Below are 25,990 nucleotides of genomic sequence, written 5' to 3'. Positions count from 1 at the left end.
TCAAACAGGTAGTGGCTGCACATAGCGGCAAACCGCGCATTAACGACACGCTTTTTACCTCGCTGTGAGAGTGATGCAGCCGATGCTGAGCATGAGGCGCAACATTGACTCAGCTTCTAACTATAAGATCGTCGCACTGTTTAAAAATTTGCAATGGTTATGTTTTCCCTTACTATTCTTCTGATGATTTAGGAGATGATTCATAGACATCAAACCTAAAGAGGACCTCCATGTCCAAATTCCACAGAGCACTGGCACTACTTCCACTCTTAGTGTCTGCTGGAGCTTATTCGCAAACGACTACGCTCTACGCCCAAAATTTCAACAGCCCAGCCACAACTTCTTGTACTGCTTGGGGGGGGGCGGGGTCGGAAAGTAGCTTGTCAAGCGACTACAACGGATCGGGGCAAGTTGGTTCCGCGACTTTCATGCAGGTTGGAACTGCTGATCGTGTTTGCTGGAATGTAGCGCTGAACACCGATCCAGAAGGCACGGCCACGCCTTACTCTGGAGGATTTGCTCGGAATGGAGCTACAGTAGAATCGTGGGGAATCGCTTTTGACCCCCAAGGCAAACCATTTATAAATGGCCAACTGGACCTTGCCCATGTGACGCCGGGCAACCTTAATGGCATCGCAGTGCCTACCAACTACCCGGGCACAGCTAGCAGTATACAGATGGGCTTGCGTTTCTTTCGTATTCCGTCAGGAAGCACCTTCAGCCTAGCTCCCGGTGCAGTCACTCCCATCGGCTCTCCAGCAAATCCAGCTAATGTGGTCATCTCCGGCGTTACTCAGACTCCACTTCCCGAGTCCGGATTGGTTAATGTCACCAAGGATGCAACCTATTCTCGATATGCTGCAGACTGGACAACGCATCAGTTTTCAGTTGACACAAGTAGCTTTAGCGCAGGAGACCGCGTGGCGATTGTAGGCACCGTGATTGACGACTTGACCTACATCGTATTCGATAATTTGGTTATCACTTCGGATGACATTCCGGCCATGCCACCAAGCATAACGAAGAGCTTTGGAGCGCCGCAAATCAATCTAGGCCAGTCAACGACATTAACAATCAATGTAACTGGTAATGGAATCAGCCCCATCAATGGGCTGACAATCACAGACAATTTGCCGACACCAGTTGTCATGGGTACTGGAGGAGTTATTTCCAATACTTGCGGCGGCACGCCAGTCGCAGGCCTAGGCAGCAATCAAATCCAGCTGACTAATGGAGTTCTTCCCGCTGTAGGTTGCCAACTTCAGTTGGAGGTGCAGTGGCCTTCTGCGGCTGCTGCCCAGTGTTCTGGTTCACCTGTCACAAATACTATCGTTGATGGTACGGACTTCACCGTGGGCAGCACTATTACGGCCGGCGTCAATGCGCAAGCCACACTGGCTTGCCCTGCCCCCCCTGTACCCCCAGAGGTGTCAGTAAGTTGTGTGCCCAATGCTATCGTGGACGCGCCTGGCCAAATCTCAACGTGTGCAATTACGGCTAGTGCATCCCAATCAGCTGATTTGACTGTGAATCTGCAACCACCAGTCACAAACACCCGCTATACAAGCACTTGTCAAAATACGATAGTTATCCCCGCTGGCAGCACGAGCGCAAACTGCACTATCACAGCAACAGCCAACACTGCCTCTGGCGACGGCGATGTGACAGCTAATCTCAGCATCTCTGCTCCGAGCAATCCCAACGACTACACAATTGGGGTGAGTCCAGCTCAGGTGGTCATTCAAAACGATGACGAATTCATTGGAACTACACCTCAAGCTGTGCCGACCATTGGGGAGTGGGCGTTGATCCTAGTTAGTGCGATAGTGGCATTGCTAGGTATGAGCCGCTTCCGCAGACGCGAAATCTAAATCCTTTCAGACCGCCTTCGGGCGGTTTTCTATTAACCGAAATGGCGCTGTTGCATAAATCGGCTATAGGCCTTGACATCCCCACCCCAATACGGATTTAGTCAGCAGCGACCACCTGGAGCATGCCCAGCACGGCTAATTGAACGAAGATTGATGCGGAATATTGAACTCGCCACTTGACGCTCAAACGCTTATCTCATTACCTTCTCGCTCAGACGCTTGAGTAAATTTATCATGGTCTCTACCAGAGACCTTCAGTGGTAGCAGCTATATCTTCGTTGTGGCTGCATTGGCTCAAATCTACTGCAGCTGAGCATCAATACCAGATGCACCTTGTGCCACCGGCGGCGGCGCTCGGCGCAGTGCTTTTGGGGATTCCACTAACCTTTGACTAAGAACTTTGGACCCATGGCTGTTGATTTACACACAAAACTCACCCACGGGCGATGTGACAAAAACTTGGAATATCAGGAGGTAGTTCATGTATTGATACGAAGACAGAATCCGAGGTATTGACCTCTACATAAAGCTAGGCTTGCTAGTCTGGCCCACGATCAGGCAGTTGTGACCCCTCTCGCCTTCTACCCTCCCTTCTACCCTGCCTTTTACGCCTTCCAGTTTGTTATGCGGTATTTGCGACGCCCCCAGCTCTTCTCACTCATCTCCCCAGCCTACGCTCGCTGAGGACGGTATTTGTACACCAATGCCACTGGATGCTACAAACTAAGCGACACATGTTGAACACCAAAGAAAGTGAAAAGCGCGTCACATAGTCCACCAACAGTGGACATTACAAAAGAAACGGAACTGCGCCATTCGGACTGTCCTGCAGAGTATCAGAAGACACTCGTAGGTAGCGCTGACAGCGTCTTCCGCACGCTCGTCTGCGTCAATTTTGTTTGCCATCACGCACCAAGTTTTTCAGCTTCCTAGGCTAGCAGCCCGCGCAATTTCAGTTGCCTTAGTACGGCTGCTAACGGCAGTGCCAAGCGGTAGGCCAAAGAATACGCTTGTCTGCAGCGGAGGTGGGCATGCCTGCAGGCAACCGCCCATTTAAATGCTGCTGGCTTGAAATGCCTGCCCAGCACATAATGGCCAGAGGACGCTGCGCTTGGGCAGGTGGCGACAGTCAGCATAAACACCGCAACAGCCGCTAGACTTATCCCATGCCTCAGAACTTTCCCGACGCCCGCTGCTCCTTCTGCTGACCTTGGGAGCCAGCAGCCTCCACAGTCTGGCAGCGCCAACCCTGCGCGATGCAAGCACATTGATACGTGCGGCGCCGCACGCAGTTGGGCGTCACCCACGCCTACGATGGCTGCTATGCCCCCTGGCCTATCCAGGCGGCGATGTGCCGCGACACACCGGCGTCTGCACCGATGTGCTGATCCGCGCCTACAGAGATGCCTTCGCCGTCGATCTGCAAAAGCTCGTGCCCACCGATATGGCGGCGCACTTTTTGGCATATCCAAGGACTTGGGGCCTCAAACGGCCGGATCCCAATATCGACCACCGCCGTGTGCCCAATCTGCAAACCTTCTGGGCGCGCAAACAAGCAAAGCTCCCATTACCCAGCAACGAGCAGTATTGGCAGCCAAGCTATATTTTCACCAGCATGATCTATGGCAAGCTGCTCCGTACAGGCATCATCAGCGACCGGCGCACTGCCTGCGGATGCTAGGCGGTCATCCACAACATTGGCCAAGGCACGCGCGAGGAAGATGCACTGACCGCGTATCTGCTCACCGGGCGCTACCGCTTTTTGGTTTAGCAGGCACCTAAGGCTGTTCACCTTAACAAAGCTGCTCAAAGATCAAGGCCAGCGAGACAAATGTGGTGAACATCACGCCAAGCTTATCGTATTGGGTAGAGGAGCCTGTGAAGGTGACAGTATCCGGGGAATTCGATGAAGATGCTCCCGAGAACTTTGTCCTCTTGGCGGACGCTTAGGGCATAGCGCGAATGCATTTTCAAGCCCCAGAATGCCGCGAAGAAGAGGAAAGGAATGCTCGCTGAGAAACTGAATGATAGCTGGACGCCATTGAGAGAGACTTGAGCGCAACAGCGACCGAATTGATGAAGCATCAAGCAGGTAGCGGTTCTGTCTTACGACCACTTGGGGTGAAGCCCTCGCATGCACCTTCTTCCCAGAGAATGCGAGCTTCCCCATGGATACCCACAGTTCCATAAAGTGCCACTTCGTATGCCGAGTCTTCATGGTTGATGACGGTTACGCGCACAGTCTCGCCCGAACTGTAGCCTCGGGTAGAGACTACAAGACCGATGCTCTGGCAATTGACCGTCTGGCTGATCTCGCGACGAAAGTCGGGTGTAGTCCAAGTGACCTCCACTATTTCCTTTTCCGCCGTGCGCTCGGGCACTACGGTACAGCTAACGCTTGCGAAGACGACAAGTATGAGTTTTGGCAGCATGAGGCGCATAGCGTGCCAATATAGCAGCTATTCCTTCAAACTCTGGATATGTAGAGGCGCATAACAGGAACGGATGCTGGTTTCAGTCTGGTCTGCACTCACGAATGCTCGATTGACGTCTGGACGATGCCGGCCAAGTGTTACCTACGACAGCCTCTTGGTGTCTACAACCATACCGCAAACATACGGAGTATGCGTGCGAGATATTCTTTTTGCGGCTCGTGTGCCATGTACATCCTGCACTTTGAACAACGTCACACTGATCACACCTATGGCCATTATGTCTCCAGCCTCGTTATTCGCGGCATAGGCATGCCCCTGCGTTGAGAAAAGGAAGGATGCTTCTTCTTTGTTGCTTTTGCGGAAACCGCGGATGGTCAACCACTGCTGTGGCCCCAACATATATCCGCCACTGCTCATCTGGCTTATGGGCTTTCCACCAATCACGTCCAAGCCATCAACGGTAGCAATTACTTGGTAGCTATTCTCGCTCCGGTTGTGAAAGCGCAGCATGTAGTTTGAGCCTTCGGCACCCGCGAGGTGGAACATACCGCTATCCCCGTTGGTGCGTTGCAGCGCTATTGCGCGATAGTTCTCATCAAGCACGGACCATTCGACATTGCCATCGTCTAGGAGTAGATTCAAATGCTGTTCGGTGTCGACACCTAGTAGACGACGCACTGAGCTTGCCTCGATATAGCGAAGCGAAGCAGTGTCGTCCGGCTGATCGGAAATGCGCCTTGCTTTGACGTCGCGTGATTTTGAGACAATGCTCTTCCCCTGCTGCGTCTGAAGTGCAGAATTGCCCGATGAAGTAGTGCTGGGCTCGGAAGTTCTTGCGGTACTACTGGATTGCCCCTGTTCTCGTGCAAGAGGCGGTGTTTGAGAAAACTTACTGCCTGCCGTTAACAATGTGGCGCATGCAATGGCTGCGAAGGTTATTGCGGCCAATCGCCACCGAGCCGCACCGAAGTTTGAAGCGTTCATTTGCGTTACTCCAGAGGTGCGCAAAAATTGGACAAGTTTTATGTTGCAAGACTAAGTATCGCTTAGAACTCGATGGGATAGGGAAATTATAGGGATAGCGTGATCTGCCTCTTGTTGTATCAAGGGCTGTAGGGCTTAAAAAACCGCAATGCTCTGACTGCCTAGCTTGCCTAAAATCAACCTTTAGCAAATCAACATCAAGGCCTGGCACAGAGACTGGGACCAGCTTGGAATGAGGCCTATTTTCTCAAGAAGGTCCAACGGGAACGGCAACTCACGGAATTCTTTCGCAACAAAAAGCTAAGCTCTGCAATGCTACAAGCAATACATTTTTACCAATTAATTAATATTTATTAACATTGACAATAAATCTAAAAATAGAAAGTATGTAAAATAACTATTAATTACTTTATTTAAGAATATTGGTCAAATGAACATTATCAAATATAAGACGTCCGTAGCCATCATTGCTATAGGCTTTCTAGCAACTGGATGCGAAAAGTCACCAGCGTCAAGCTCTGCTGTCCCCGCGAAGCCGTCAGTGGAAGCATCGGTAGTTTCAGCGGCTTCTAACTCGGCGGTCGCGCCTGCGCCTGACAAAACGGCAGCACTGCAGCGTGAGGCTCAATCAACCTATAGCAAGGTGTACAACAAACTGATTGCCGAGCACGGTGGCACCGCCTCTGCGTACAAAAACTACTTGGCTTGGCAGCTTTTGAGCAACAAACCTAAACGCGGCCTTGACGAATTTGACAGCGCTTCCGAGAGTTTCAAGGAAATCCTTGATACTCTGCAAAAAGCTCGCGCCACTGGTTCGGGTGATCCTCAGCTTGACGAAGCAGTCGACAAACTGATCAACAGTGGCAAACAATTGCTGGCCGCTTGGTCCCCCATGGACTCATACCTAAAAACCAAGGGTTTTCTGGAAGACAACTATGAGCGCGCCCGCGCTGCCGACGGTGAGATGAAAGCAGGTTTCACCGCCACCCTGGCTAGCATCGACGGAGTGGGAAATGCACTTGATCGCGTACAAGACCAGCAGCGCCGAGACCATATGGCTAAACTTAAAGCCGCAGGAGATATGGTCAACTACAACATGCTTGCCAGCATGGCGGCCGCGAAATCCCTCATGGTTGTTATTGACCAAGCCCAAGGCCGCGCAAGCGCTAAGGACAAGGTCTGGATCAGCAAAGCCGATGCCGCGGTGGCAGTCGTTGAAGCTGCACAACAGGAATATACAGCCGAACTGAATAAAGCAAAAGCTGAAGCAGCCCCCGGCAAAGAGCCCAATAGCTCACATAACAGTATGACCTCATACATGCAAAGCATGATCGGCCAAGTGCGTGAATTTAAGGCTACCGGTCATCCAGGCCATCTGGGCAATGCAGTGAAAGACTATAACAACATGGTGGGAAATTACAACAGACACCTTAACAAATTTTGAAAGGCCTAAGGAAACTCTGCAAAACTCCCACCCAATCTCTACGCATGGGTGAACTGCTGCCTGTCTCGTTGACACCGACCTAAGGTTTTTGCACTGTCCCTAGTCAGGTAGTCTAAATCAGACTATCTTTTGAGCATAGAAGCTCGTAATGAGTGTACAGAGCCTTACACCGTGATTCCAGAAGGACGCAGTTAAGCAAGTTGTCGAGCGCGGCTATTCGGTTCCTAGGTCGCAGCCCGTTCAGTCGCATCGACACGCAGCTTGTACAAGTGGGCGAATGCTGTCTCGGGTCAGGTCGGTGAAATACGTTTCAGCTTAGCATTCTCGAACTCGAGCATCTCTAGTCGACTGAGCATCTGTGGCGCCCAGTCGCTAAATTTCATTTTTAAGTTGTAATACGTTGTCTCCGATACGGCGATCAAGCTACAGACGCCGAAAACGGGCCTGTCCGCTCTTCCAAGCGCTGCGCATAGGTGCTTCTTTTAACATGCGAGTTTTAATCATCTGTAATAAGTAGCTTCTGAATTAATAGATTTAGAATCAATAAAAATTTAGTAAACAATTTTATATACTGCCTGCTCCATAGCCTCCTACCAATATGCCTAAACAGGCCTCGAAAAGCAACATTCCGCAATCACTGCATTTTTTTGCCACATCCATAGAAGAATACTATTGATAGCGCGCATGAAATTCTAATATTAAGAAATAACTCAAAGGCGAATGAAGATTTCAATAACCTAAAAAGCCATCCAACTATAGGTGTGTGATCCTAGAGCGAAGCAGTTCAAGATGCTACTAATAAAAGACGTTCGGCGAGCCTAGAGAGCGCTAATAGATCCAAGATGAAAATCTTAGAATAGCCTAAATTAAAAAATTCTGCCTTATGCAAAATTCTTCATAGACTACTAAAATATGAATAATATTAAATTATCCAAAGAAATTCCTCTCATAGGCTTAAAAGATCTTAAAGATGAGAAGAGTACATTTCTAGATAATTTCAGTTGTCGAAGCCGTAATGCACTCGCAGCATTTGAAATTCTTGATAAATCTCTCCTAGATTATTCCATTGAAACTGGAGAAATATTTAGAATTCCTAGACTGGGAATAAATGGAATAAGGGAAATAATAACTTGGGCATGGAAAAACAAAAATATTTCCAACTACCAATCATAGCCTGCAGACAGCTTTAATATTAAATTCTATTGATCGATGGTTTAACTTTATATAATTTCTTAATATGTATTTTCTTACAACTTGATCCACATTATTCAATATAAATACTCCCTCGACGCTTGCAATTACCGGTGATGGCAATCAATGGCAACGCAAAATTATCCTGGCGGTCTCAAACTTGAACTGCAGCACCCCCTGATTGAGATTAGGTCAGTGTCAGTGAATGGAAGCGTCTTTGCGCTGTGCAATTGCCGGCATGAACCGCTGGAATGCTTCGTACGGAGATTTCCAGCCGCGCGTTTGGCGTGGCCTGTTGTTCAGCATATCTGCAATCAAGTCCCGAGCATCTTGATCATGGACGCTGAGGTCCACTCTTTTGAGAAGGAACTGGCGTAGCAATCCGTTGGTGTTCTCGCAAGTGCCTTTCTGCCAGCGTGAATGCAGCCAAAGCCAATTGAGCTGTGGCATCAGGCATGCGGCAAATTAGCACCAGGCGCGTGCTGCGCTCGACCAGTACATCGACTGCAGACTCGTTGCGGCACCTTTGATCAGCTCCTCCTCCAATCACCGTGCATCAGCCGATCATCGACCAGGGGAAAGCTCACATGAATGCTTACCATGGCGCGGGTCTTGCCGCGCCGATCTTGCCCCGCCCAGCAGCGGTGAGCACTGGCGCAGTCAACCCTTCTCAGATGCGGCCATCAATCTCTGTCTGTCTACAAAGCGCTTGTTGGGCCAGCCCTTGCGCCCGAAGCTTAGTCTAGCGAAATCGCGATTGCTTATGGCAAGCCTTGCGTGGTCTGCTCCCGAATGCAGCAAGGTGTGCGGCAGGCAAAAAAGAGAAGTACGGATAAAAACTTCGACTGGTTCTCTGCCGCAACTCCACTGCGCCCTGCATAAATTCATCTCACAAAGCAAAGATCTTGATTGAATAAATCTACAACGAAGGTGTCTTGCGTCTACTATCCTGTCAAATCTGTCAACACTTTGCTATAAATCTGCAACATAAATTTTAATGAGGGTTACCATGAAATCTTGGTCTACTGTGTTCCGGCTAACGTCGCTGGCGTTTTTGACTGGAGCGGCATCGATGGCTTCAGCACAGGTGCCCAAGGTGTTGATCATTGGCGATGCATATGTGTTGTCAGGCACCTTTTTCGGTCAAACCTATGCAAACGGTGCCTATAACGAAATGGTGGCAGCGGTCACTGCATTGGGCGGCTCTGCGGCAGATGTCACGCAAAAAAACTTTGATATCACAGGCGCTGGCGGCAACCCCACAACGATCACGGCCAGCGATTTCATTCCACCCGGTGGCGGACAATACGACATTGTGGTGATGACCGCTGTTTATGGCGGCTTCAATGCTGCTAGCGTGACCGCAATGCAGTCCGCGATTCAGACCCGTGCAGCCAATGCCTTCTTCCTGTATCCCGATCAGTGTTCGGCATGCGCACCTAACATTGACCAGATCACCAGTCCCATCATCAATGCGGCAACTGGTTGGGGCATTTCAAGAGGCATCCTGTTCAACGACAGTTCGCAAGGAGCTGGGCCTGGCAGCGTCGTTCTCAACAGCGCCACGCCCCTGGCAAGCTCGTTTACCTCACTCAACCCCATGACGGTGCTCGATTATCGAGTACTAAACAATGTGCCCGCGTATAACGTGCTGTACATGCCGCCGCAAACTGCCTCGCCCGGCGACCCATCGCCTCGCCCCCCAATCACGATGCCCACCCCAGCGGACGTCGCCAACAACACCCGTATCAACAATGTCTCGGCCCTGATCGTGCCCCGGGCACAGTCCTTCAGCGGCAATGGCGCCTGCATCTTCACGATCAGTGATGTCAATCCACTGGCCCTGCCAGGAAATCCACCCGTAGGCAGGCTGGGCTCGATCATGGTCAACGCCGCCGTATCCCCTACCGGCTCCTGCGCCGCGCAATCGGGTAGCATTGCGATCAGCAAGACACTCGCACCGCTTCCCGCGCAGGCTCCTGTGGCCTGGCCATTGGACTTCCAGTTCACGGTCACCTGTGACAAACCTGCGGCAGGCACCAACTATGCCGTTCCCCCGCTGTCATTCAGTGCGGACGGCACACAAACCACCACCGTCACAGACATCCCTGCGGGTGCCAACTGCAGCGTTTCCGAACAGGCCCCGACCGCCATCTCCGGCTTCCGTTGGGAAATCGCTCCTGCTGCCCCCATCAACGTGGCAATCTCCGAAGGTGCCCAATCTCCTGCTGCGTTCACCAATACCCTTGTGCCGACGACCGGCAGCATCGCCATCACCAAGACCCTGGCTCCGCTGCCAGCGGGCGCGCCAGTGACCTGGCCGCAGAACTTCAACTTCACTGCCACCTGCAACCTGCCGACGGCAGGGTCCACCTATACGGCCACTGCCAGCTTCAATTCCGCCGGCAGCCAGACTGCCACCATCGCCAATGTACCGGATGGTGCCCTCTGCAGTCTGAGCGAAACACAGCCCGCCGCTCCGGCTGCACATACCTGGGATGCTGCAGCATTCTCTCCTGCAAGCGTTACGGTGGCCGCTGGTCAGACTGCCAGCAGTGCCATCACCAACCGCCTGCAGACCATTCCTCCAGCGCTGGGCACTGCTCTTATCACCAAGACCCTGGCACCGCTGCCAGCCGGAGCACCAGTGACATGGCCCCTCACGTTCAACTTCACGGCCACCTGCGACAAGCCAGCGGCAAACACTCCCTACACCACAAGTCTCAGCTTCACTGCTGCCGGCAGCCAGACCGCCACCCTGGCCACCATTCCGGCCGGCTCTAATTGCACGCTAAGTGAAGCGATGCCCGGTGCACCGTCTGGCTACACATGGGACGCGCCTGCTTTTGCTCCGGCAACGATCAGCGTCGCAGGCGGGCAATCGGTGAGCACGGCGATCACCAATACCTTGAGAACCAATGCAATAGCCGCAGAGCCAGTACCGAGCAATACAGCGGCAGGCTTGGCGGCAATGGCAGCGCTGCTTGCCGCTTTGGTTATTCGTCAACGCCGTCAGGCCGCTCGCACCTAACCGATTTATGTAAACCCGGATTAAATTCTAGAGATCACTCCATCAAATTTAGGACACGCCGCCCTTGTGCCGTAGCACTGGGGCGGCTCTTTTATTTCTGGCTACAGACATGGGATGCGCACTCGCGCATTCAGCTCGATTCAATCATCTGGCGTTTGCCGCACTGCAGAGCTGGAGTTGTGCAACAGCGCCTTCGCTGTACGCGGTCGGCCAGCTGCCAGCAAACGCAGAATCGCCAACAGATGTGCCCGAGCGGCCATTGCGACAGCTCCAGAACCCTTTAAGTTGAATTGCACATAAGCATGCCCCTCCGCATGTCCTTTGTGGTTTAGCCGATCAGATTTGCGTCGGCACTAACAAGAAATTGACCGTTTCCCTGAACTCCAAATGGTTGTGGCCCACTCTCCCAAGCATTAAATAGTTCTTTCTTATGCAACAGCATCTTTCGGATGTATCTACTTGAAATCTTGTTCCATGGTTGGACGTTTCGCTGCCGTGCGTGATTTATCTAATTTATGCAGCGGCTTATCTGGAATCTTCTTACTTAATTCTATAAATGAACTGAGCGCTCACTTATCAAATTGCGTTTCCCCGACAAAAGATGCGAGATTTGCTTATTCATGATCTAAATCAATCAATAGAAAATAACTCATAGGGTTACTGACTATTGACCATGGATTTTGATTAGCAAGAATTAGAGTGATGCTTCTTGCATTTTTATGCAAGGCGCTAAGGCTTTAATGGGCAAGGGCAGCTGAAAACCGCCTACGCCGTTAACTATCCGTATCAGGAGATTCAATGCAGCAGTTTTATAGACGCTCAACATCAAAAATTTCGAGGTCTCGCCCTTTGACAAGTAGAGGACCGATCTCTGCAGCAATCGCTGGCCTTGCCGCACTCGTAGCGACTACTGGCGCTCATGCACAATCCGATGAAACCAGCCTCCCTAGCATTCCCGATTACTTTGAGGAAAAAGCTGCATCGCTGGGCGGATCGGTCTCTCAAGCGCCCAATGAGACGATCAGTACATTTACGGGAAAACTCAGCTACAACGTGACGGATATCCTCATTCCTGGTAACGGAGGAATGGATCTGGTCGTTGGGCGTAGCTACAACAGCATTGATGATCCCATGGCGACTATCGCCACCTGGAGTGACTACGAGTACAGCCCGGCAGGGCTTGGCTGGACCATGCACATGGGTCGTGTGATACGTGGGACGAACAAAGCCCTTTGCTCATCGTCATGGACAGTGGCTTCTGCCAATCCAGTGCTGGAGCTGCCCGATGGCAGCAGACAAGTTTTCTACGAGCAGCCATTTGTCGACAACAACGCCTGGATGACCAAGGATTTTTGGCGGGCGCAGTGTGTGGGCGGTACGTTTACCGTCTATTCACCAGACGGCAGAAGCTACCGCATGACCAAGGTGGGCCACTCCTTTGGAGCAGTCGCTAGCAAACAAACAGCCTATTATCCAGAGCGCATTACAGACAGAAACGGCAACTGGTTCGATTTGAGCTACCAGTTTTTGGGCAATGGCGTCCTGGCGATGAGCCAGGTGGCTACGAGCGATGGTCGGTCGGTTAACTTCGAGTACACCGACTCCAAGCTTTCCAAGATCGTAGATGTCAGCAATTCACGGGAGTGGAAATACACCGTAAGTGCTGGTTCGGGTTCGCGCAACTACCTCACCGATGTCAAGAGACCAGATGGGCAGTCTTGGAAGTACAGCTATAGCGCAACTCCCGGTATCGGATCGCTTAGCCGGGTGACCTATCCGGGCGGTGGCAGCATTGACTATGCATACAGCCATGTGGATTTTCTGGCGGGCACTCCGCGCCACCGTCAAAGCACCGTAGTAGCCAGTAAAACATCCAAAACCGATGCAGCGGGGACGTTATCAGGGACTTGGACCTACGCGTACGAAGTAGCCAGCGATGAATTGCCAGTAACCACCAGCAGTGGCCAAGTCAGTCATTCGTATGGTGTGCCACCAGCCGTACGCAGCCAAGTCAATGTAACCACAGTTACCGATCCAAAAGGAAATGCCACCGAGCACTACCACATGGGATATCACTCGGTTCGGCAATCACCTACTGCTGTAGGCGTCTACATGGGGAGCAGTAGCAGCGTAGAGAATGTGCTACTTGGTTACCAGGATTTTATTATCTCAAGCCAGATAGACGTCGTAAGCCAAAATTACACGACCAATAGTTTTAATCCGACTGCGCGTGTTTTAAGGCTGAATAATCACTATCGCGCAGGGGAAAACTTCTACATAACCAAGTCCAATTTTGATGGCTACGGAAACCCAGGTACCGTCGTTGAGAAGGCCACCAACAATTCTGACCGAACCTATACACGCACCACCTCTCTTACCTACGATATCAATACAAGCAAATGGCTGCTGCACCAAGTGGCCAGCCAGAAGGTATCGGGTGAGGGTCAAATGCATTTGACGACCTGGCTGCGCGATAGCAATGGCAATGTACTGTCTGAGACTGCTGCCGGTGTCATGAGCACGGCCACCTACCATCCCACAGGGGATCTGGCCAGCAAAACAAACGCGCTTGGACAGGCAACCAGCTACAGCAACTACCTCAGAGGCATTGCACAAAAGGAAGAGCAACCCGAAAGCGTGACCATCTTGCGCACGGTCGACAACGCAGGCAATGTCACCTCGGAAACAAACGGGCGCGGTAAAACCACCTCCTATACCTATGACAACTTAAACCGTGTGACATCGATCGCGCACCCGGTCGGCGCGGTCACTTCGGTAGCTTGGACGCCGACCACGCGTACCGTTCAACGGGGCGCCATGACCGATGTTGTGACCATGGATGGGCTGGGCCGAACCGTACGCAGGCAAGTGAGCGCCCCTGGTGAAACCTCTGTGTGGGTCAACTACACGCGCAATATCTTGGGTGAACTGGTCCATCAGTCTTATCCGAATGGTCTCATGGGCACGGGATATGACTACGATGCTTTGGGCCGTATTGTTGCGACCATCACACAAAATTATTCCGGCTCAAACTTAGGGTCGGAAATTAAATTGACCAATTATGGAGGACTGCGCTCATTCAGCCAAGGATACGGAGGACGTGCATCGTCTGATTTTTATAGAGCATACGGAGACCCAGACAAGCGTGAGCGCGTCAGGCTTGCAGCAGGCGAGCTCGCACCCGGCAACAGTTTGATTGTGAAGGCGGATGTCTCCACGCCCCGAAATCTGCTCGGACAGATCAATTCGGTGAGCATGGGTGGGAAAACGCGTACTTATGTGTACAACAACCAATATTTCCTAGTCTCTAAAACTGATCCGGAAATCGGCATTACCAATTTTGGACGTGATGCCATTGGCAATATGACCAGCAAGTCTGTGGGCAGTGGGCCGGCAACAACGTACACCTACGACAACCGGAATCGGCTCAAAAGCATCAGCTACCCTTCCTCGGAAGACAGCGCTGTACCCAATGCGGCAGGCGTCATCCATGCCTATGACAAAAATGACAACCTGCTGAGCTCCGTAAATGGTAGCGTTAGCCGCAGTTACACCTACGACGACAACGACAAACTGTCTTCAGAAAGCTTGGCTGTTGCAGGCGCTAGCCAGACGTTGCAGTACGCATATGACACGAATGAAGCGTTGTCCTCTGTGACCTACCCTTCGGGTAACCAGGTGAATTACCAACCCGATGCCTTTGGACGAGCTCGGGCAGCTCTGCCATACATCAGTAGCATTAAATACCATCCAAACGGAGTTGCCAGCGAGATCAAGTACGCAAACGGCACAGTTTCAACCATGAGTTTATATAGCAACCAACTTCCTTGGGAAATGAAGCTTGCAAAAGGCACCAATAGATTTATTCACTATTTTAATGCCTATGATACTGCCGCCAGGCTGATCTTAGTTAATGACGCAGGTGGCTCCACATATTATCGATCATATAGCTATGATAAGCTAGATCGTATTGTCAGTGAAGTCTCGGTCAAAGGTCAGAGAAACTATGCATATGACAATGTAGGAAATTTGACTTCCATTCAAACACCCACTGGCCTCAATACGTACGCATACGACGCGTCAACGGGAGTACTTGATGGAGTGACCGGGGAGCTCTACCGTGCTTTTGACTACGATCTGGCTGGAAATGTCATCTCCAATGGCTACAACACCTTTGGCCATGACCGTGCAAATAACATGCGCTGTGTCGATTGCGGAACCGCCGCCCAAAAGCTGCAGAACTATGACGCCTCCAATATGCGCGTTCAGACGCTCGACAACAATGGAAGCACCTTGTATATGCACAGCAAGCAAGGTTTGCTGATGCAGACACTCGACGCTAACACCCGTAAAGAGCATATTTACTTGGGCGACCGTCTCGTGGCAGAACGACGTATTAACGTCAACTGATAGGCAAGGACTAAAAATGTTTTACTCAAATAAAATGCAGACAGGCCTTGCGCTTCATAAAGTCGTTTGTGCTATGGTAATTGGCTTCACTAGTGCTTGGTCCATGACAGCACACGCTCAGAAGATACCCCCAGCGAAAATCGCCACTTCAACCAGTGGTTCCTCTGTTTATCAATCGCCTACCACACCAGAGGCGCAGTTCGTGCAAGCCGCTGAAGTGATTCCAATGCCGGAATTCATCTACGAACCTGTCTCAGAGCAGGCGAAAAGCGCAGCCCAGCCCGGGCAAGTCATTTATCAACGCCGCAAACTAAAAGAACAGCCCGCAAGTAGTGATATGACTATCACTACGACAGGAGCGTGTCCAACCGTGCCGGTTAGCAAGGAAAAGGCAATGGAGCTGGCACTTACCGATGAACTGCTGTGCGTACCAGCGCAGTGAGAGGGGAGTCAAAATGAGCTTAATTGATCGAAAACAGAATATTCGTCACAACTCCTATTTCGAGGCTTACCCCTTGATGAAGCTGTTCCCTGTAGCTCTACATTGGCTAAAAGCCAAGCGCTCGGCTGGACTAGCAGCATCGTTACAGGCCCTGGTCTCTGTGTTCATCATGGGAGTGCTGCTGCTTGCTGGGGCTCCTACCCGAGCCGACACGGTTACCTATATCCATAGTGACTTCAGCGGTAGTCCCCTGGCAGCTACGGATGAGTCTGGCAACTTGCTGTGGAAAGAGTCGTACTACGCGTATGGCCAGAAGACGCAGTGGCAGCCCGCTGCTGATGAACAGTCGCAATGGTTCCATGGCAAAGAGCAGGATGCCGACACAGGCATGCAGTACTTTGGGGCTCGATACTATGATCCTAGTATTGGCCGTTTCCTAGGAATAGACCCCGTCGATTACAAGGATGGAAATCTTCATAGCTTCAACCGCTATGCATATGGAAATAATAATCCTATTAAATTTAGGGATCCTGACGGTGCCTATGCTGAAGCTGCATTTGAAGCAATAAGTTTGGCTGTGGGTCTTGATAGTTTGGGGAAGAACTATGTCGCAGGAAATTATGGTGCAGCTACCGTAGATGCAGCAGGGCTAGTTTTAGATGCAGCACTGACTGCTGTTCCACTTGCTCCAGGAATGGTAGGACTGGGCATTAAGGCTATGCGTGAAAGTGGAGAGGCTGCAGCAAAAGGGATGCGCTGGCAGCTAGGTCCTAATGACCTTGATTTCCGGGGTACTGGCAAGGGGCTCCAGGATGCATTGAATACGGCATTTGAGAAAACTGGTCTTCCAAAATCGGATTTTGCAGTAACAAAATGGGGAAAAGATGCAAATGGAAAATCATTCCCCTCTGAGTGGCGGCATAGTAGCGGTGCAGAGGTCAATGTTGACTGGGCACATGCTAAGAACGGCCCTGATGTTCCACACGTTGGATTTCAGACGGGTGGTAAGCGGGGTGGCGGTGGTGCTACACGAGGGCATATTTTATTGGATAATGTTCCTTTTAATCGTTAGTGCAGTTGAACAATGATTTCAGATTCAATATCCTCCGCAATCTTGACTATAGGCATCAAGGCGTCCATCCCAATTGCTACCGAGATACAAGAAGTGGTCAGAAATTTACGAACCAATTTAGGAGTAGATGTGAGTTTGCTAGACGCATGGGATGGAGTTCATGCACCAGATGGATGTTTTCGCAGCGATGGCTGGGAATTGATCCCTAAATTCGTAGGAGATACGAATTGCCTCATGTTCCTACCTGGGGCAAGTGAGTTTTGGCGCTTTAGGAATGGGAATGATCTCCATGCTGTGTTGAGAGAATGCCCAGCATTTGAATTTTACGTCTGCGATGAAAATGCTAGTTATTTGCTCTGCAGCAATCATCATGACTTTGTGATAGGGTGGGGAACTGCTCTACCATGGGTTAGGGGATTAGCAAGCAACTAACTTGTTACTACGTTGTTGATTAAATATATTTAAGATCGCTCCTTCCCCAGAATGAGTTATGTCACGTGACCACTCTGGCGCATCCTCAAGCTGGTTACGCTGTTGATTACCAATGCCCATATCTGGGTGTTGTTGCATAAATTGATCTGAGGCCTAGGTACCCCAAACCCGAGACGAATTTATGCCACGGACACCGTCTGGAGTCCCTCGTACAGAGAATTGATGGGGAATGTGTGCTCGGATATTGAGTTCAGCCACCTAGCGCTCAGACTAACAAAGGGGATGCGTATGATAACTTGGACTTCCAAGAGGTAGTTTATGTATTCATACGCAGACCGCATTCGAGCCGTTGAGTTCTATATCAAGCTGGGCAAACGCGTAAGGTCAAAAGCTAACAAGCTTGCAACACCAATCGCTGTCAATGTGGCGCTAAGTAGGCCAGTCGCAAGCACTTTGACCAATGGGAACAAATCTCTATGGCACCTCACACCTATGTCCTTGAATTTGCTCCCAACAAGTCTCGGGCTCTTCGACGGCCTACGCGTTGCCCCATCGTCTTCCTGAGTTCTACGAAGCGCAAGCCATGCGCTTCGCGGTCTGGGGCAAACCCGCGCGTCATCGGCTGCGAACAGAACGGCCCCAGTCACATCACTTTGGGCCCGCCGCATGTGGCAGCAATGGCTGCGCGGCTACAACGCGATAGGCTACTCCATCGTCCCCAGTCTCCTCTGACCATTGGAGCTGAAGACACGCTTGGAAGCCGTGCAGGCGCATGGTCTGCGGTGAACTGAGCGGTTCAAGCCGCTATTGCGGCATTGAAGATTGCAATCGCTGGTGCTGGCCTGGAGTGCAGAGTCCGTCAACTACGCACGAACGCCAGCAGTAGCTGATAGTCGCCTTGGTCTGCCGCTCGCAGGGCAGCCAAGTACCGGGCCCGTACTTCGTTGGCGGCGACCAGATCACCGCCGCTTCCCCAGGAGAACGCCGGTTGGCCAAGGCTGCGCACAAGCGCGTCCGCCATCATGCGGGAATGCCGACCATTGCCGTTGGGAAACGGATGAATCCAGACCAAGTCGCGATGAAAGCGTGCGGCGATTTCGTCGCGCGCAAACGTAGCGTTGTCGACCCACCAACGCGTGTTGTCGAAGAGGTTTTTTAGCCGCACCCCCACCTGCGTCCAGTCGCAGCCGATGTTCTTGTCGGACTTGCGAAACGTACCCGCCCAGGCCCATGTTTTGCCGAACATCTGCTTGTGCAACTCTCGGCAGAACCCTTCGCTGAGTACATCCGGCAAGCGAGCCCGTTTCAGCCAGCGCACCGCACCCAGGATGTTCTCCTGCTCCCAGTCGTTCAGGTCGCCCTTGGTGTCCAGGTGCCCAGGGATGAGCCCAGCCTTCTCGTCGGGGTCCAGCGGGGTCTGGCCGTCCTGCTCGTCGAGGTCTATCGCCATAAATCCGACCAGCGGCCGCGCAGCAGCTCTTCCGTCCGGCGTTCTACTTGCTTGCGAAGCCGTTCGGCGCCCGGGCGCTGATCTTCCAAGCCCATGGTGTGGGCCACGCCCAAGACTTCTTCCATAGCGATGGCGCGGGCGCGCTCGTGGACCACCGCCGTGAGCGGCCGCCTGGGCACGAGGGCGTAGACCAGCTCGCAATCCAGCCCATCAGCGAGCTTTCGCAACTGCCCAAGCGTGATGCGATCATCCGCTTCGGACTGTTCGGACTTATGTAGCGTCGAACCTGTGATGCCCAGTCGCTGAGCCTGCTGACGCTCCGTGCGCCCCAAAGCTTCCCGGATGAGCTTCAACCACCCGCGTGAAGGGACCTGCCGCTTCACTAAGTCCGCGTAATGGGACAAAGTGGCTTGCAACTGTTCGAGTCGGAGTTGGTTGAGTTCTGGTGGCATTGCTAGCCTATAGGCTGTTTTTTACATCGATGATGATAGCCTATAGTGAATCATATTTTACGGTTTAGCTTCATTTTGATAAAGCAAATAATGGCTACATGCTTCCCTATAGGGCATCATCTAACTAAACCTTGCTTTATCAAAATGAAGCCTACTGCTTTTGGTATGTCCCGATTCAGTTGACTTAGATCTCCTCCGGACGAAGCGCGGCCTAGATCGCCTACGGACCTAGTGATGACCGGGGCACAAGCAGCAGAGCAAGATCGCGTCGGTCGGGTCAGCAACCGTCCGTCAAGGCAGCTATTCGGATGGCTAGGCTGTCATTGCACTGCCCGTTCAGTCACGTCAATCCCCGGCCTCGGGCAGCGCAGCTCCGTTGTGCCCGCAGGTTTCCCGGTATTGGCGCGGTGTGTGCCCTGTGAGCAGTTTGAATTGCCGCGTAAATGCACTGTGGTCGGTGTAGCCGCACTGCAGCGCAATGTCTGTGATCGGCAATGCCGTGTTCAACAGCCGATGCGCGTGCTCCAAGCGGGCTTTGTGGATCATCTGTCGCGGTGTCAGGTGGAACACGCGCTTGCAATAGCGTTCCAGTTGCGCAACGGACATGCCAGCAATCGCTGTCAGCTCTTTCATGGTCACCGCATCACTGAAATGCTTGCGGATGTGCGCATCAACGGCGACCAACCGCTGGTAGGCCGGATGCGCGCCGCTGGCTGATGGCAAATCAACCGAAATCCCCATCAGGCCGATGATCTCGTTGTGGTGGTTACGAACCGGTCTTTTCGACGTCAGACACCAACCGGGCTCTCGGCTGCTGAAAAGATGCAATTCAAGCTGATTGTCGAGTATGACCCCTTGGGTCAGAACACGGGCGTCCTGCTGGGTGTACCCGGGCCCCATCTGGGTGGGAAAAACCTCTGCGCTGGTTTTACCTATTAACCGGGTCAATTGTTTGAGACCACAGCGCTGCACCAAACTGCGATTGGCCAGCAAATAACGTGCATGCATATCTTTGATGAATATGGCTGCATTCGGCACCGCATCCAAGACTGGCAAAAATGGCAGCATATTCCCAACCATCTGCTCGATATTTTCCAGCCGATGCGGCATGGCTTCCATATTCAACATAGTCGTGATGTTCTGCATTATGGGCTCTCGTTCTCGGCTGCATGCCGTGAGCGAAATTATGCGCAAACTACGCACGCCAGGTCAATGCGCAAATCAGCCCCAAACCCATTCTGAACAAGGATTTCCATGCGAAGACATCTACTCGCTCCATTTGCGGACTATGCCAATTTCGTCAAACTTCAGATGCAAAACCATCAAGCAATTTTGAGCCCGCCCACAGAATAATTCAGGGACCACAGCGTCACCGCATCTTCAGGGTTAATACTAGTTTAGCTTGAATAGAACGCTGGTTTGTTGGAAATTTTCAAATATTTTTAGGGCTTAAAAACTATTGGAGCTTCAAATAAACTAATTCTGCTTTTTTATAGCAAAAGCCACTTCACAAGCATCAGCAAACACAAATACCAATAAGCCGCACAAACTCCCTGCCAATGTCTGAGTACAGCCTTGGTAAATCCGCATTCAATCCCATGGAGCGACGGTTCTGCAAAGAACTGTCCATCGCAATCCCACCTTGCTCAAACGCGAATCACAGAAGGAGACACCATGCCGGGAAACGGAAAATTCAAGAAACAGCTGTCGCTGACCGATCTGACCTTCATCGGTTTGGGTGCCATATTCGGTTCGGGCTGGCTCTTCGCGGCCAGCCATGTCTCGGCCATCGCCGGGCCAGCAGGCATCTTCTCCTGGCTGCTGGGCGGGTTCGCCGTACTGCTGCTGGGCATCGTTTACTGCGAGCTGGGGGCAGCACTGCCACGCGCTGGAGGTGTGGTGCGCTACCCGGTGTATTCGCATGGCCCCTTACTCGGTTACATGATGGGATTCATCACGCTGATCGCCTTCTCCAGCTTGGTCGCGATCGAGGTCGTGGCTGCGCGCCAGTACGCGGCAGCCTGGTTCCCCGGGTTGACGCAGGCGGGCTCCAGCAACCCCACCATCGCAGGCTGGCTCACGCAGTTTGCCCTGCTGTGCCTCTTTTTCGTGCTGAACTACCGCAGCGTCAAGACCTTTGCCAAAGCGAACAACCTCGTCAGCGTGTTCAAGTTCATCGTGCCACTGCTGGTCATCGGCGTTTTGTTCACTTTCTTTAAACCAGAAAATTTCCAGGTCCAGGGATTTGCCCCTTTCGGTCTTTCTGGCATCGAGATGGCAGTCTCCGCTGGCGGCATTATTTTTGCCTATCTCGGGCTGACGCCCATCATCTCGGTGGCCAGCGAGGTCAAAAACCCGCAGCGCACTATCCCGGTCGCGCTCATTCTCTCGGTACTGCTGTCCACCGCGATCTATGTGCTGCTGCAAGTGGCTTTTCTCGGGAGCGTGCCCACTGACATGCTGGCCAACGGCTGGGCTGGCATCTCCAAGGAGCTTTCGCTGCCTTATCGTGACATTGCGTTGCTGCTGGGAGTTGGCTGGCTGGCGTACCTGGTGGTCGCTGATGCAGTGATCTCCCCCAGCGGCTGCGGCAACATCTACATGAATGCCACCCCACGCGTCATCTATGGCTGGGCGCAGACCGGTACCTTTTTCAAAGTCTTTACCCATATCGATGCCAAGTCCGGCATTCCACGTCCGGCGCTTTGGCTGACGTTCGCCTTGTCGGTGTTCTGGACCTTGCCCTTTCCATCCTGGGAGGCGCTGATCAATGTGGTTTCCGCAGCGCTGGTGCTGAGCTATGCCGTAGCCCCGGTGACCGTCGCTGCACTGCGCCGCAATGCACCGGGCATGCCGCGTCCATTCCGCGTGCGGTGGATGGGTGTGCTTGGCCCTATGTCCTTCGTCATCGCTGCGCTCATCGTGTACTGGTCGGGCTGGAATACGGTGTCCTGGCTGCTGGGCCTGCAGATTCTGATGTTTGCAGTGTACGTTCTGTGCGGCCGCTTCGTTCCCACTGTGCAGCTCAGCCTGTTCCAGCAGGTGCGTTCATCTGCTTGGCTGATCGGTTTCTACGGCATCACCATCGTGCTCTCCAAGCTGGGCAGCGTTGGCGGTCTGGGCGTGCTTGCCCATCCTTTCGATACGCTGACCGTGGCGGCATGTGCGCTCGGTATCTACCACTGGGGCGCAGCCACCGGCATACCCGCACATCTGATCCGCCTGGAGGGCGATGACGAAAGCGAAACCGTCGCCGACAACCACCTAAGCGGCGTGCACACAGCGCCCCAGTCGTCCACCTAAACACCTGTCCAGGTTCCCAGGAAGTGCTCCATGATTCAACTACACACCATCGACTCTCACACTGGTGGCGAGCCCACACGTCTGGTCATGAAGGGGTTTCCCGATCTAGCCGGGTCATCCATGGCGGAAAAGCGTGATGAGCTGCGAGAGAAACACGACCACTGGCGCCGCGCCTGCCTGCTAGAGCCACGCGGCAACGACGTGCTGGTCGGTGCCTTGTACTGCGCACCGGTATCGCCAGATGCCATCTGCGGCGTGGTCTTCTTCAACAATGCCGGCTATCTCGGCATGTGCGGGCACGGCACCATCGGCCTGGTAGCTTCACTGCACTACCTGGGACTGATCGAGCCGGGTGTACATAAGATCGACACACCCGTTGGCCCGGTCAGCGCCACTTTGCACAGCAATGGGTTGGTGACCGTCTGCAATGTGCCCGCCTATCGCTACCGCCGCCAGGTTGCGGTGGATCTACCCGGCCATGGCCGCGTGGTTGGAGATATTGCCTGGGGCGGCAACTGGTTCTATCTGGTGTCTGAGCACGGGCAGGAACTGCAGCTGGAGCATGTTGACAGCCTGACCCACTTCACCTGGGCGTTACTCCAAGCGCTGGAAGCGGCTGGCATCCGTGGTGAAGATGGTGCGCTGATCGACCATGTTGAGCTGTTTGCCGATGACGACCAGGCCGACAGCCGCAACTTCGTCATGTGCCCGGGCAAGGCATACGACCGCTCGCCCTGCGGCACTGGCACCAGTGCCAAGCTGGCATGCCTTGCGGCCGATGGCCAGCTCGCGGCTGGCGAGCGCTGGGTACAGGCCAGCATCACTGGCAGCCAGTTTTTCGCCAGCTATCAGCAAGAGGGCGAGCGCATTCGCCCCTACATCACCGGTCGCGCCTTCATGACGGCCGACAGCTCCCTGCTGATCGACGAGCAGGACCCTTTTGCATGGGGCATCTGAGAGGCGTAAGCACGCGTTGAAAGCCTCGCCTGTATCTCCTTTGCTCCCTTAAAACCACCCCAAGGAACGACCATGAGCGACAACATCTTCACCGGCTGCATCCCTGCACTGATGACCCCCTGCACCCCCGAACGCAAGCCCGACTTTCAGGCCCTGGTCGCCAAGGCCCGTGCCTTGGTGGACCTGGGAATGCGTGCCGTCGTGTACTGCGGCTCCATGGGCGATTGGCCGCTGCTTTCTGAAAGTCAGCGCCAGGAAGGCGTTGCCCGCCTGGTGGCAGCCGGCATCCCAACCATTGTCGGCACCGGTGCCATCAACACCTGCGAGGCCGTCTCTCATGCTGCCCATGCGGCCCATGTCGGCGCCCATGGATTGATGGTGATCCCGCGTGTGCTCTCACGTGGCAGCTCCAGCGCTGCCCAAAAGGCGCATTTTTCCGCCATTCTCAACGCCGCCCCCCATTTGCCAGCGGTGATCTACAACAGCCCCTACTATGGCTTTGCCACCCGCGCTGACCTGTTCTTCGAGCTGCGCCGCGCGTTTCCGAACCTGATCGGCTTCAAAGAGTTCGGTGGCGCAGCAGATATGCGCTACGCGGCGGAGAACATTACCTCCAAAGAGGAGGGCATCACCCTCATGGCCGGTGTCGACACCCAGGTCGTTCATGGCTTTGTCAACTGCCATGCCACTGGCGCCATCACCGGCATCGGCAATGCCCTGCCCCGTGAAGTGCTGCAACTGGTCGCCTTGAGCCAACAGGCGGCGCGGGGAGATGCCAAGGCCCGTCGTCTGGCGCGGGAGCTGGAATCAGCACTGGCCGTGCTCTCGTCTTTCGATGAAGGCTGCGACCTCGTGCTCTATTACAAGCACTTGATGGTGCTCAACGGCGACAAAGAATACACCCTGCACTTCAATGAGAGCGATGTGCTCAGTGACGCACAGCGGCGCTACGCGGAGCAACAGTACGCGCTGTTTCATGCCTGGTATGCCGATTGGTCCGCCGAGCATGGCCTGGGCTAACACCGCGAGGCTGCCGACTCCAGGTAAAAGTCGGTGGCCGCTGTCCTGCCTTTACAGGAGATTGCATGTCTGATTCCTCGCATACAGAAGCCCCATCTGACGATGCCGATATCGTCGTGGTTGGCGCGGGCATCATCGGAACCTCATGCGCACTGGCACTGGCAAGGCAAGGCCTGCGCGTGACAGTCATTGATGCGCAGGAACCTGGCCATGGCGCGTCCTACGGCAATGCCGGACATCTGGCCACCGAGCAGGTCAGTCCCATCGCCGACCTGTCCATCCTGAAGCAGATACCCGCCATGCTCATCAACCCGATGGGCCCATTGCGTTTAGATTGGAAATACCTCCCCCGTGCATTGCCCTGGTTCACGCGGTTGCTGCTGAATCTGCGCAGCGCGCCGTTTCAGCGTACGGTGGCAGGCCTGCGCACGCTCAACGAAGCCAGCCTAGGCGCCTGGGAGCGCACGCTGGCATCCATGGGGTGTGGAGAACTGCTCCAGGCCCGTGGCTCGCTGCTGGTATACGAGCGAAGGGAGACCCACACTCCTCTCGAAACACTGCGCAAGCGCTGGCTGCAGCAAGGGGTAGATGCCGACCTCTGGTCAGCACATGCGCTCCAGGATGCCGCACCAGCACTGAGTGATCACCTTCTGGGAGGGATCTATTTTCCGAAGACCGGGCACTTCATTGACCCCCACTTGGTGGTCTGCCGCCTGGCCGAGGCAGCCAAGGCCTGCGGCGTGCGCTTTGTCCAACAGCAGGTGCGCCATGGCCGCCTAAATGAGAAGGGGGCAGTGCTTATCACCAGCCAAGGGCCGCTGAATGCCCGGCGCGTGCTGATCGCCTGTGGCGCCCACTCTGCAGCGCTCGTCTCCCAACTGACCGGCATATCTGTACCGTTGGATACCGAACGCGGCTACCACCTGATGTTGCCCCACGAGCACGGGCGGCTGCCGTTTCCGGTGACATCGCTGGAGCGCAAGTTCATCATGACCCCCATGCAGGGAGGACTGCGGCTCGCCGGCACCGTTGAGTTTGCAGGCCTGCATCGCCCTCCCCGCATGGATCGTGCCTGGCAACTACACCGCTTAAGCCAGGGCCTTTTCCGCCAGGACTTGGACGCGCGGGATGCAACCACCTGGATGGGTTTGCGGCCATCATTGCCCGACTCGCTGCCCGTCATTGATCAGGTATGTGATGGGCGCGTACTGCTCGCCTTTGGACACCAGCATCTGGGCTTGACCCAGGCGGCCATCACGGCCGAATGGATCGCTCAGCTGGCAGTTCGGCCTATGGCCTCTATCGCCTCACAGGCCCTTCCCGATCTTTCAGCTTACCGGCTTGACCGGTTTAGAAAGCCGTGGCTGTAGCCTGATTCCATCGTGCAGCTGCCCTGTACAGCCAACCCGTTCAGCGGGACCAATTAAATGCAAATCGCTTCCCCTTCCACAACAGGTACGACATGCCACCCAGAAGACGGTGTGTCAGACCTTCGC

General features: G+C 53.6%; 14 protein-coding genes and 4 pseudogenes. 13 read left to right on the top strand and 5 right to left on the bottom strand.

The window, feature by feature from the left end; genetic code table 11:
• Positions 1–230 precede the first annotated feature (230 nt).
• Entirely contained in the window at positions 231–1,871 is a 1,641-nt protein-coding gene (locus tag LPW39_RS10450) for an IPTL-CTERM sorting domain-containing protein (RefSeq protein WP_230774281.1), read from the top strand.
• A gap of 1,210 nt (positions 1,872–3,081) precedes the next feature.
• Positions 3,082–3,642: pseudogene (locus tag LPW39_RS10445) on the top strand (DUF1287 domain-containing protein).
• 805 nt (positions 3,643–4,447) lie between these two features.
• Here the strand turns inward: LPW39_RS10445 and LPW39_RS10440 are convergent.
• Positions 4,448–5,290, bottom strand: coding sequence for a hypothetical protein (locus LPW39_RS10440; protein WP_230774278.1), 843 nt, complete (start codon positions 5,288–5,290; stop codon positions 4,448–4,450).
• A 430-nt stretch (positions 5,291–5,720) separates the two neighbouring features.
• Between LPW39_RS10440 and LPW39_RS10435 the strand changes: the two genes are divergently transcribed.
• On the top strand, positions 5,721–6,734 hold the full coding sequence (locus LPW39_RS10435) for a DUF3829 domain-containing protein (protein ID WP_230774276.1): 1,014 nt from the start codon (positions 5,721–5,723) through the stop codon (positions 6,732–6,734).
• A gap of 912 nt (positions 6,735–7,646) precedes the next feature.
• Positions 7,647–7,907, top strand: coding sequence for a hypothetical protein (locus LPW39_RS10430; protein ID WP_230774275.1), 261 nt, complete (start codon positions 7,647–7,649; stop codon positions 7,905–7,907).
• A 216-nt stretch (positions 7,908–8,123) separates the two neighbouring features.
• Here LPW39_RS10430 and LPW39_RS10425 read toward each other — a convergent pair.
• Positions 8,124–8,557, bottom strand: a pseudogene (locus LPW39_RS10425) (transposase); the annotation flags it as partial.
• A 23-nt stretch (positions 8,558–8,580) separates the two neighbouring features.
• Between LPW39_RS10425 and LPW39_RS23580 the strand changes: the two are divergent.
• From LPW39_RS23580 to LPW39_RS10405, 5 genes and pseudogenes are all read left to right on the top strand, one after another.
• Positions 8,581–8,838: pseudogene (locus tag LPW39_RS23580) on the top strand (transposase); the annotation flags it as partial.
• Between the two features lie 96 nt (positions 8,839–8,934).
• Positions 8,935–10,956: a DUF5979 domain-containing protein gene (locus LPW39_RS10420; RefSeq protein ID WP_230774273.1), complete on the top strand. Its 2,022-nt coding sequence runs from the start codon at positions 8,935–8,937 to the stop codon at positions 10,954–10,956.
• A gap of 798 nt (positions 10,957–11,754) precedes the next feature.
• Positions 11,755–15,366: an RHS repeat domain-containing protein gene (locus LPW39_RS10415; RefSeq protein WP_230774272.1), complete on the top strand. Its 3,612-nt coding sequence runs from the start codon at positions 11,755–11,757 to the stop codon at positions 15,364–15,366.
• A 16-nt stretch (positions 15,367–15,382) separates the two neighbouring features.
• A complete protein-coding gene (locus LPW39_RS10410; RefSeq protein ID WP_230774270.1) occupies positions 15,383–15,808 on the top strand; it encodes a hypothetical protein in 426 nt (141 codons plus the stop codon).
• A gap of 13 nt (positions 15,809–15,821) precedes the next feature.
• On the top strand, positions 15,822–16,880 hold the full coding sequence (locus LPW39_RS10405; protein WP_230774269.1) for a polymorphic toxin type 47 domain-containing protein: 1,059 nt from the start codon (positions 15,822–15,824) through the stop codon (positions 16,878–16,880).
• Between the two features lie 1,291 nt (positions 16,881–18,171).
• Here LPW39_RS10405 and LPW39_RS10400 read toward each other — a convergent pair.
• The 3 genes from LPW39_RS10400 to LPW39_RS10390 form a co-directional block, all read right to left on the bottom strand.
• A complete protein-coding gene (locus tag LPW39_RS10400) occupies positions 18,172–18,762 on the bottom strand; it encodes a mobile mystery protein B (RefSeq protein ID WP_230774267.1) in 591 nt (196 codons plus the stop codon).
• Positions 18,753–19,214, bottom strand: a complete 462-nt coding sequence (locus LPW39_RS10395) for a mobile mystery protein A (protein WP_230774266.1) — start codon at positions 19,212–19,214, stop codon at positions 18,753–18,755. The genes LPW39_RS10400 and LPW39_RS10395 overlap by 10 nt, the downstream gene beginning before the upstream one ends.
• 345 nt (positions 19,215–19,559) lie before the next feature.
• Positions 19,560–20,360 carry an AraC family transcriptional regulator gene (locus LPW39_RS10390; RefSeq protein WP_230774264.1) on the bottom strand — a complete coding sequence of 267 codons (801 nt, stop codon included), beginning with the start codon at positions 20,358–20,360 and terminating at the stop codon, positions 19,560–19,562.
• A gap of 528 nt (positions 20,361–20,888) precedes the next feature.
• Between LPW39_RS10390 and LPW39_RS10385 the strand changes: the two are divergent.
• The 4 genes and pseudogenes from LPW39_RS10385 to LPW39_RS10370 all read left to right on the top strand — a co-directional run.
• Positions 20,889–22,451: pseudogene (locus LPW39_RS10385) on the top strand (APC family permease); the annotation flags it as partial.
• A 96-nt stretch (positions 22,452–22,547) separates the two neighbouring features.
• Positions 22,548–23,474, top strand: a complete 927-nt coding sequence (locus tag LPW39_RS10380) for a 4-hydroxyproline epimerase (protein WP_230774263.1) — start codon at positions 22,548–22,550, stop codon at positions 23,472–23,474.
• Positions 23,475–23,546: 72 nt separating this feature from the next.
• A complete protein-coding gene (locus tag LPW39_RS10375; protein ID WP_230774261.1) occupies positions 23,547–24,494 on the top strand; it encodes a dihydrodipicolinate synthase family protein in 948 nt (315 codons plus the stop codon).
• A gap of 65 nt (positions 24,495–24,559) precedes the next feature.
• The gene (locus tag LPW39_RS10370) at positions 24,560–25,864 is read left to right on the top strand and encodes an NAD(P)/FAD-dependent oxidoreductase (protein ID WP_230774260.1); all 1,305 of its coding nucleotides are present in this window, start codon (positions 24,560–24,562) and stop codon (positions 25,862–25,864) included.
• The last annotated feature ends 126 nt before the right edge of the window (positions 25,865–25,990 follow it).

The sequence above is a fragment of the Comamonas koreensis genome, assembly GCF_021026195.1.
Taxonomy (GTDB): domain Bacteria; phylum Pseudomonadota; class Gammaproteobacteria; order Burkholderiales; family Burkholderiaceae_C; genus Comamonas; species Comamonas koreensis.
This window is presented reverse-complemented; position numbering and strand designations above follow the sequence as displayed.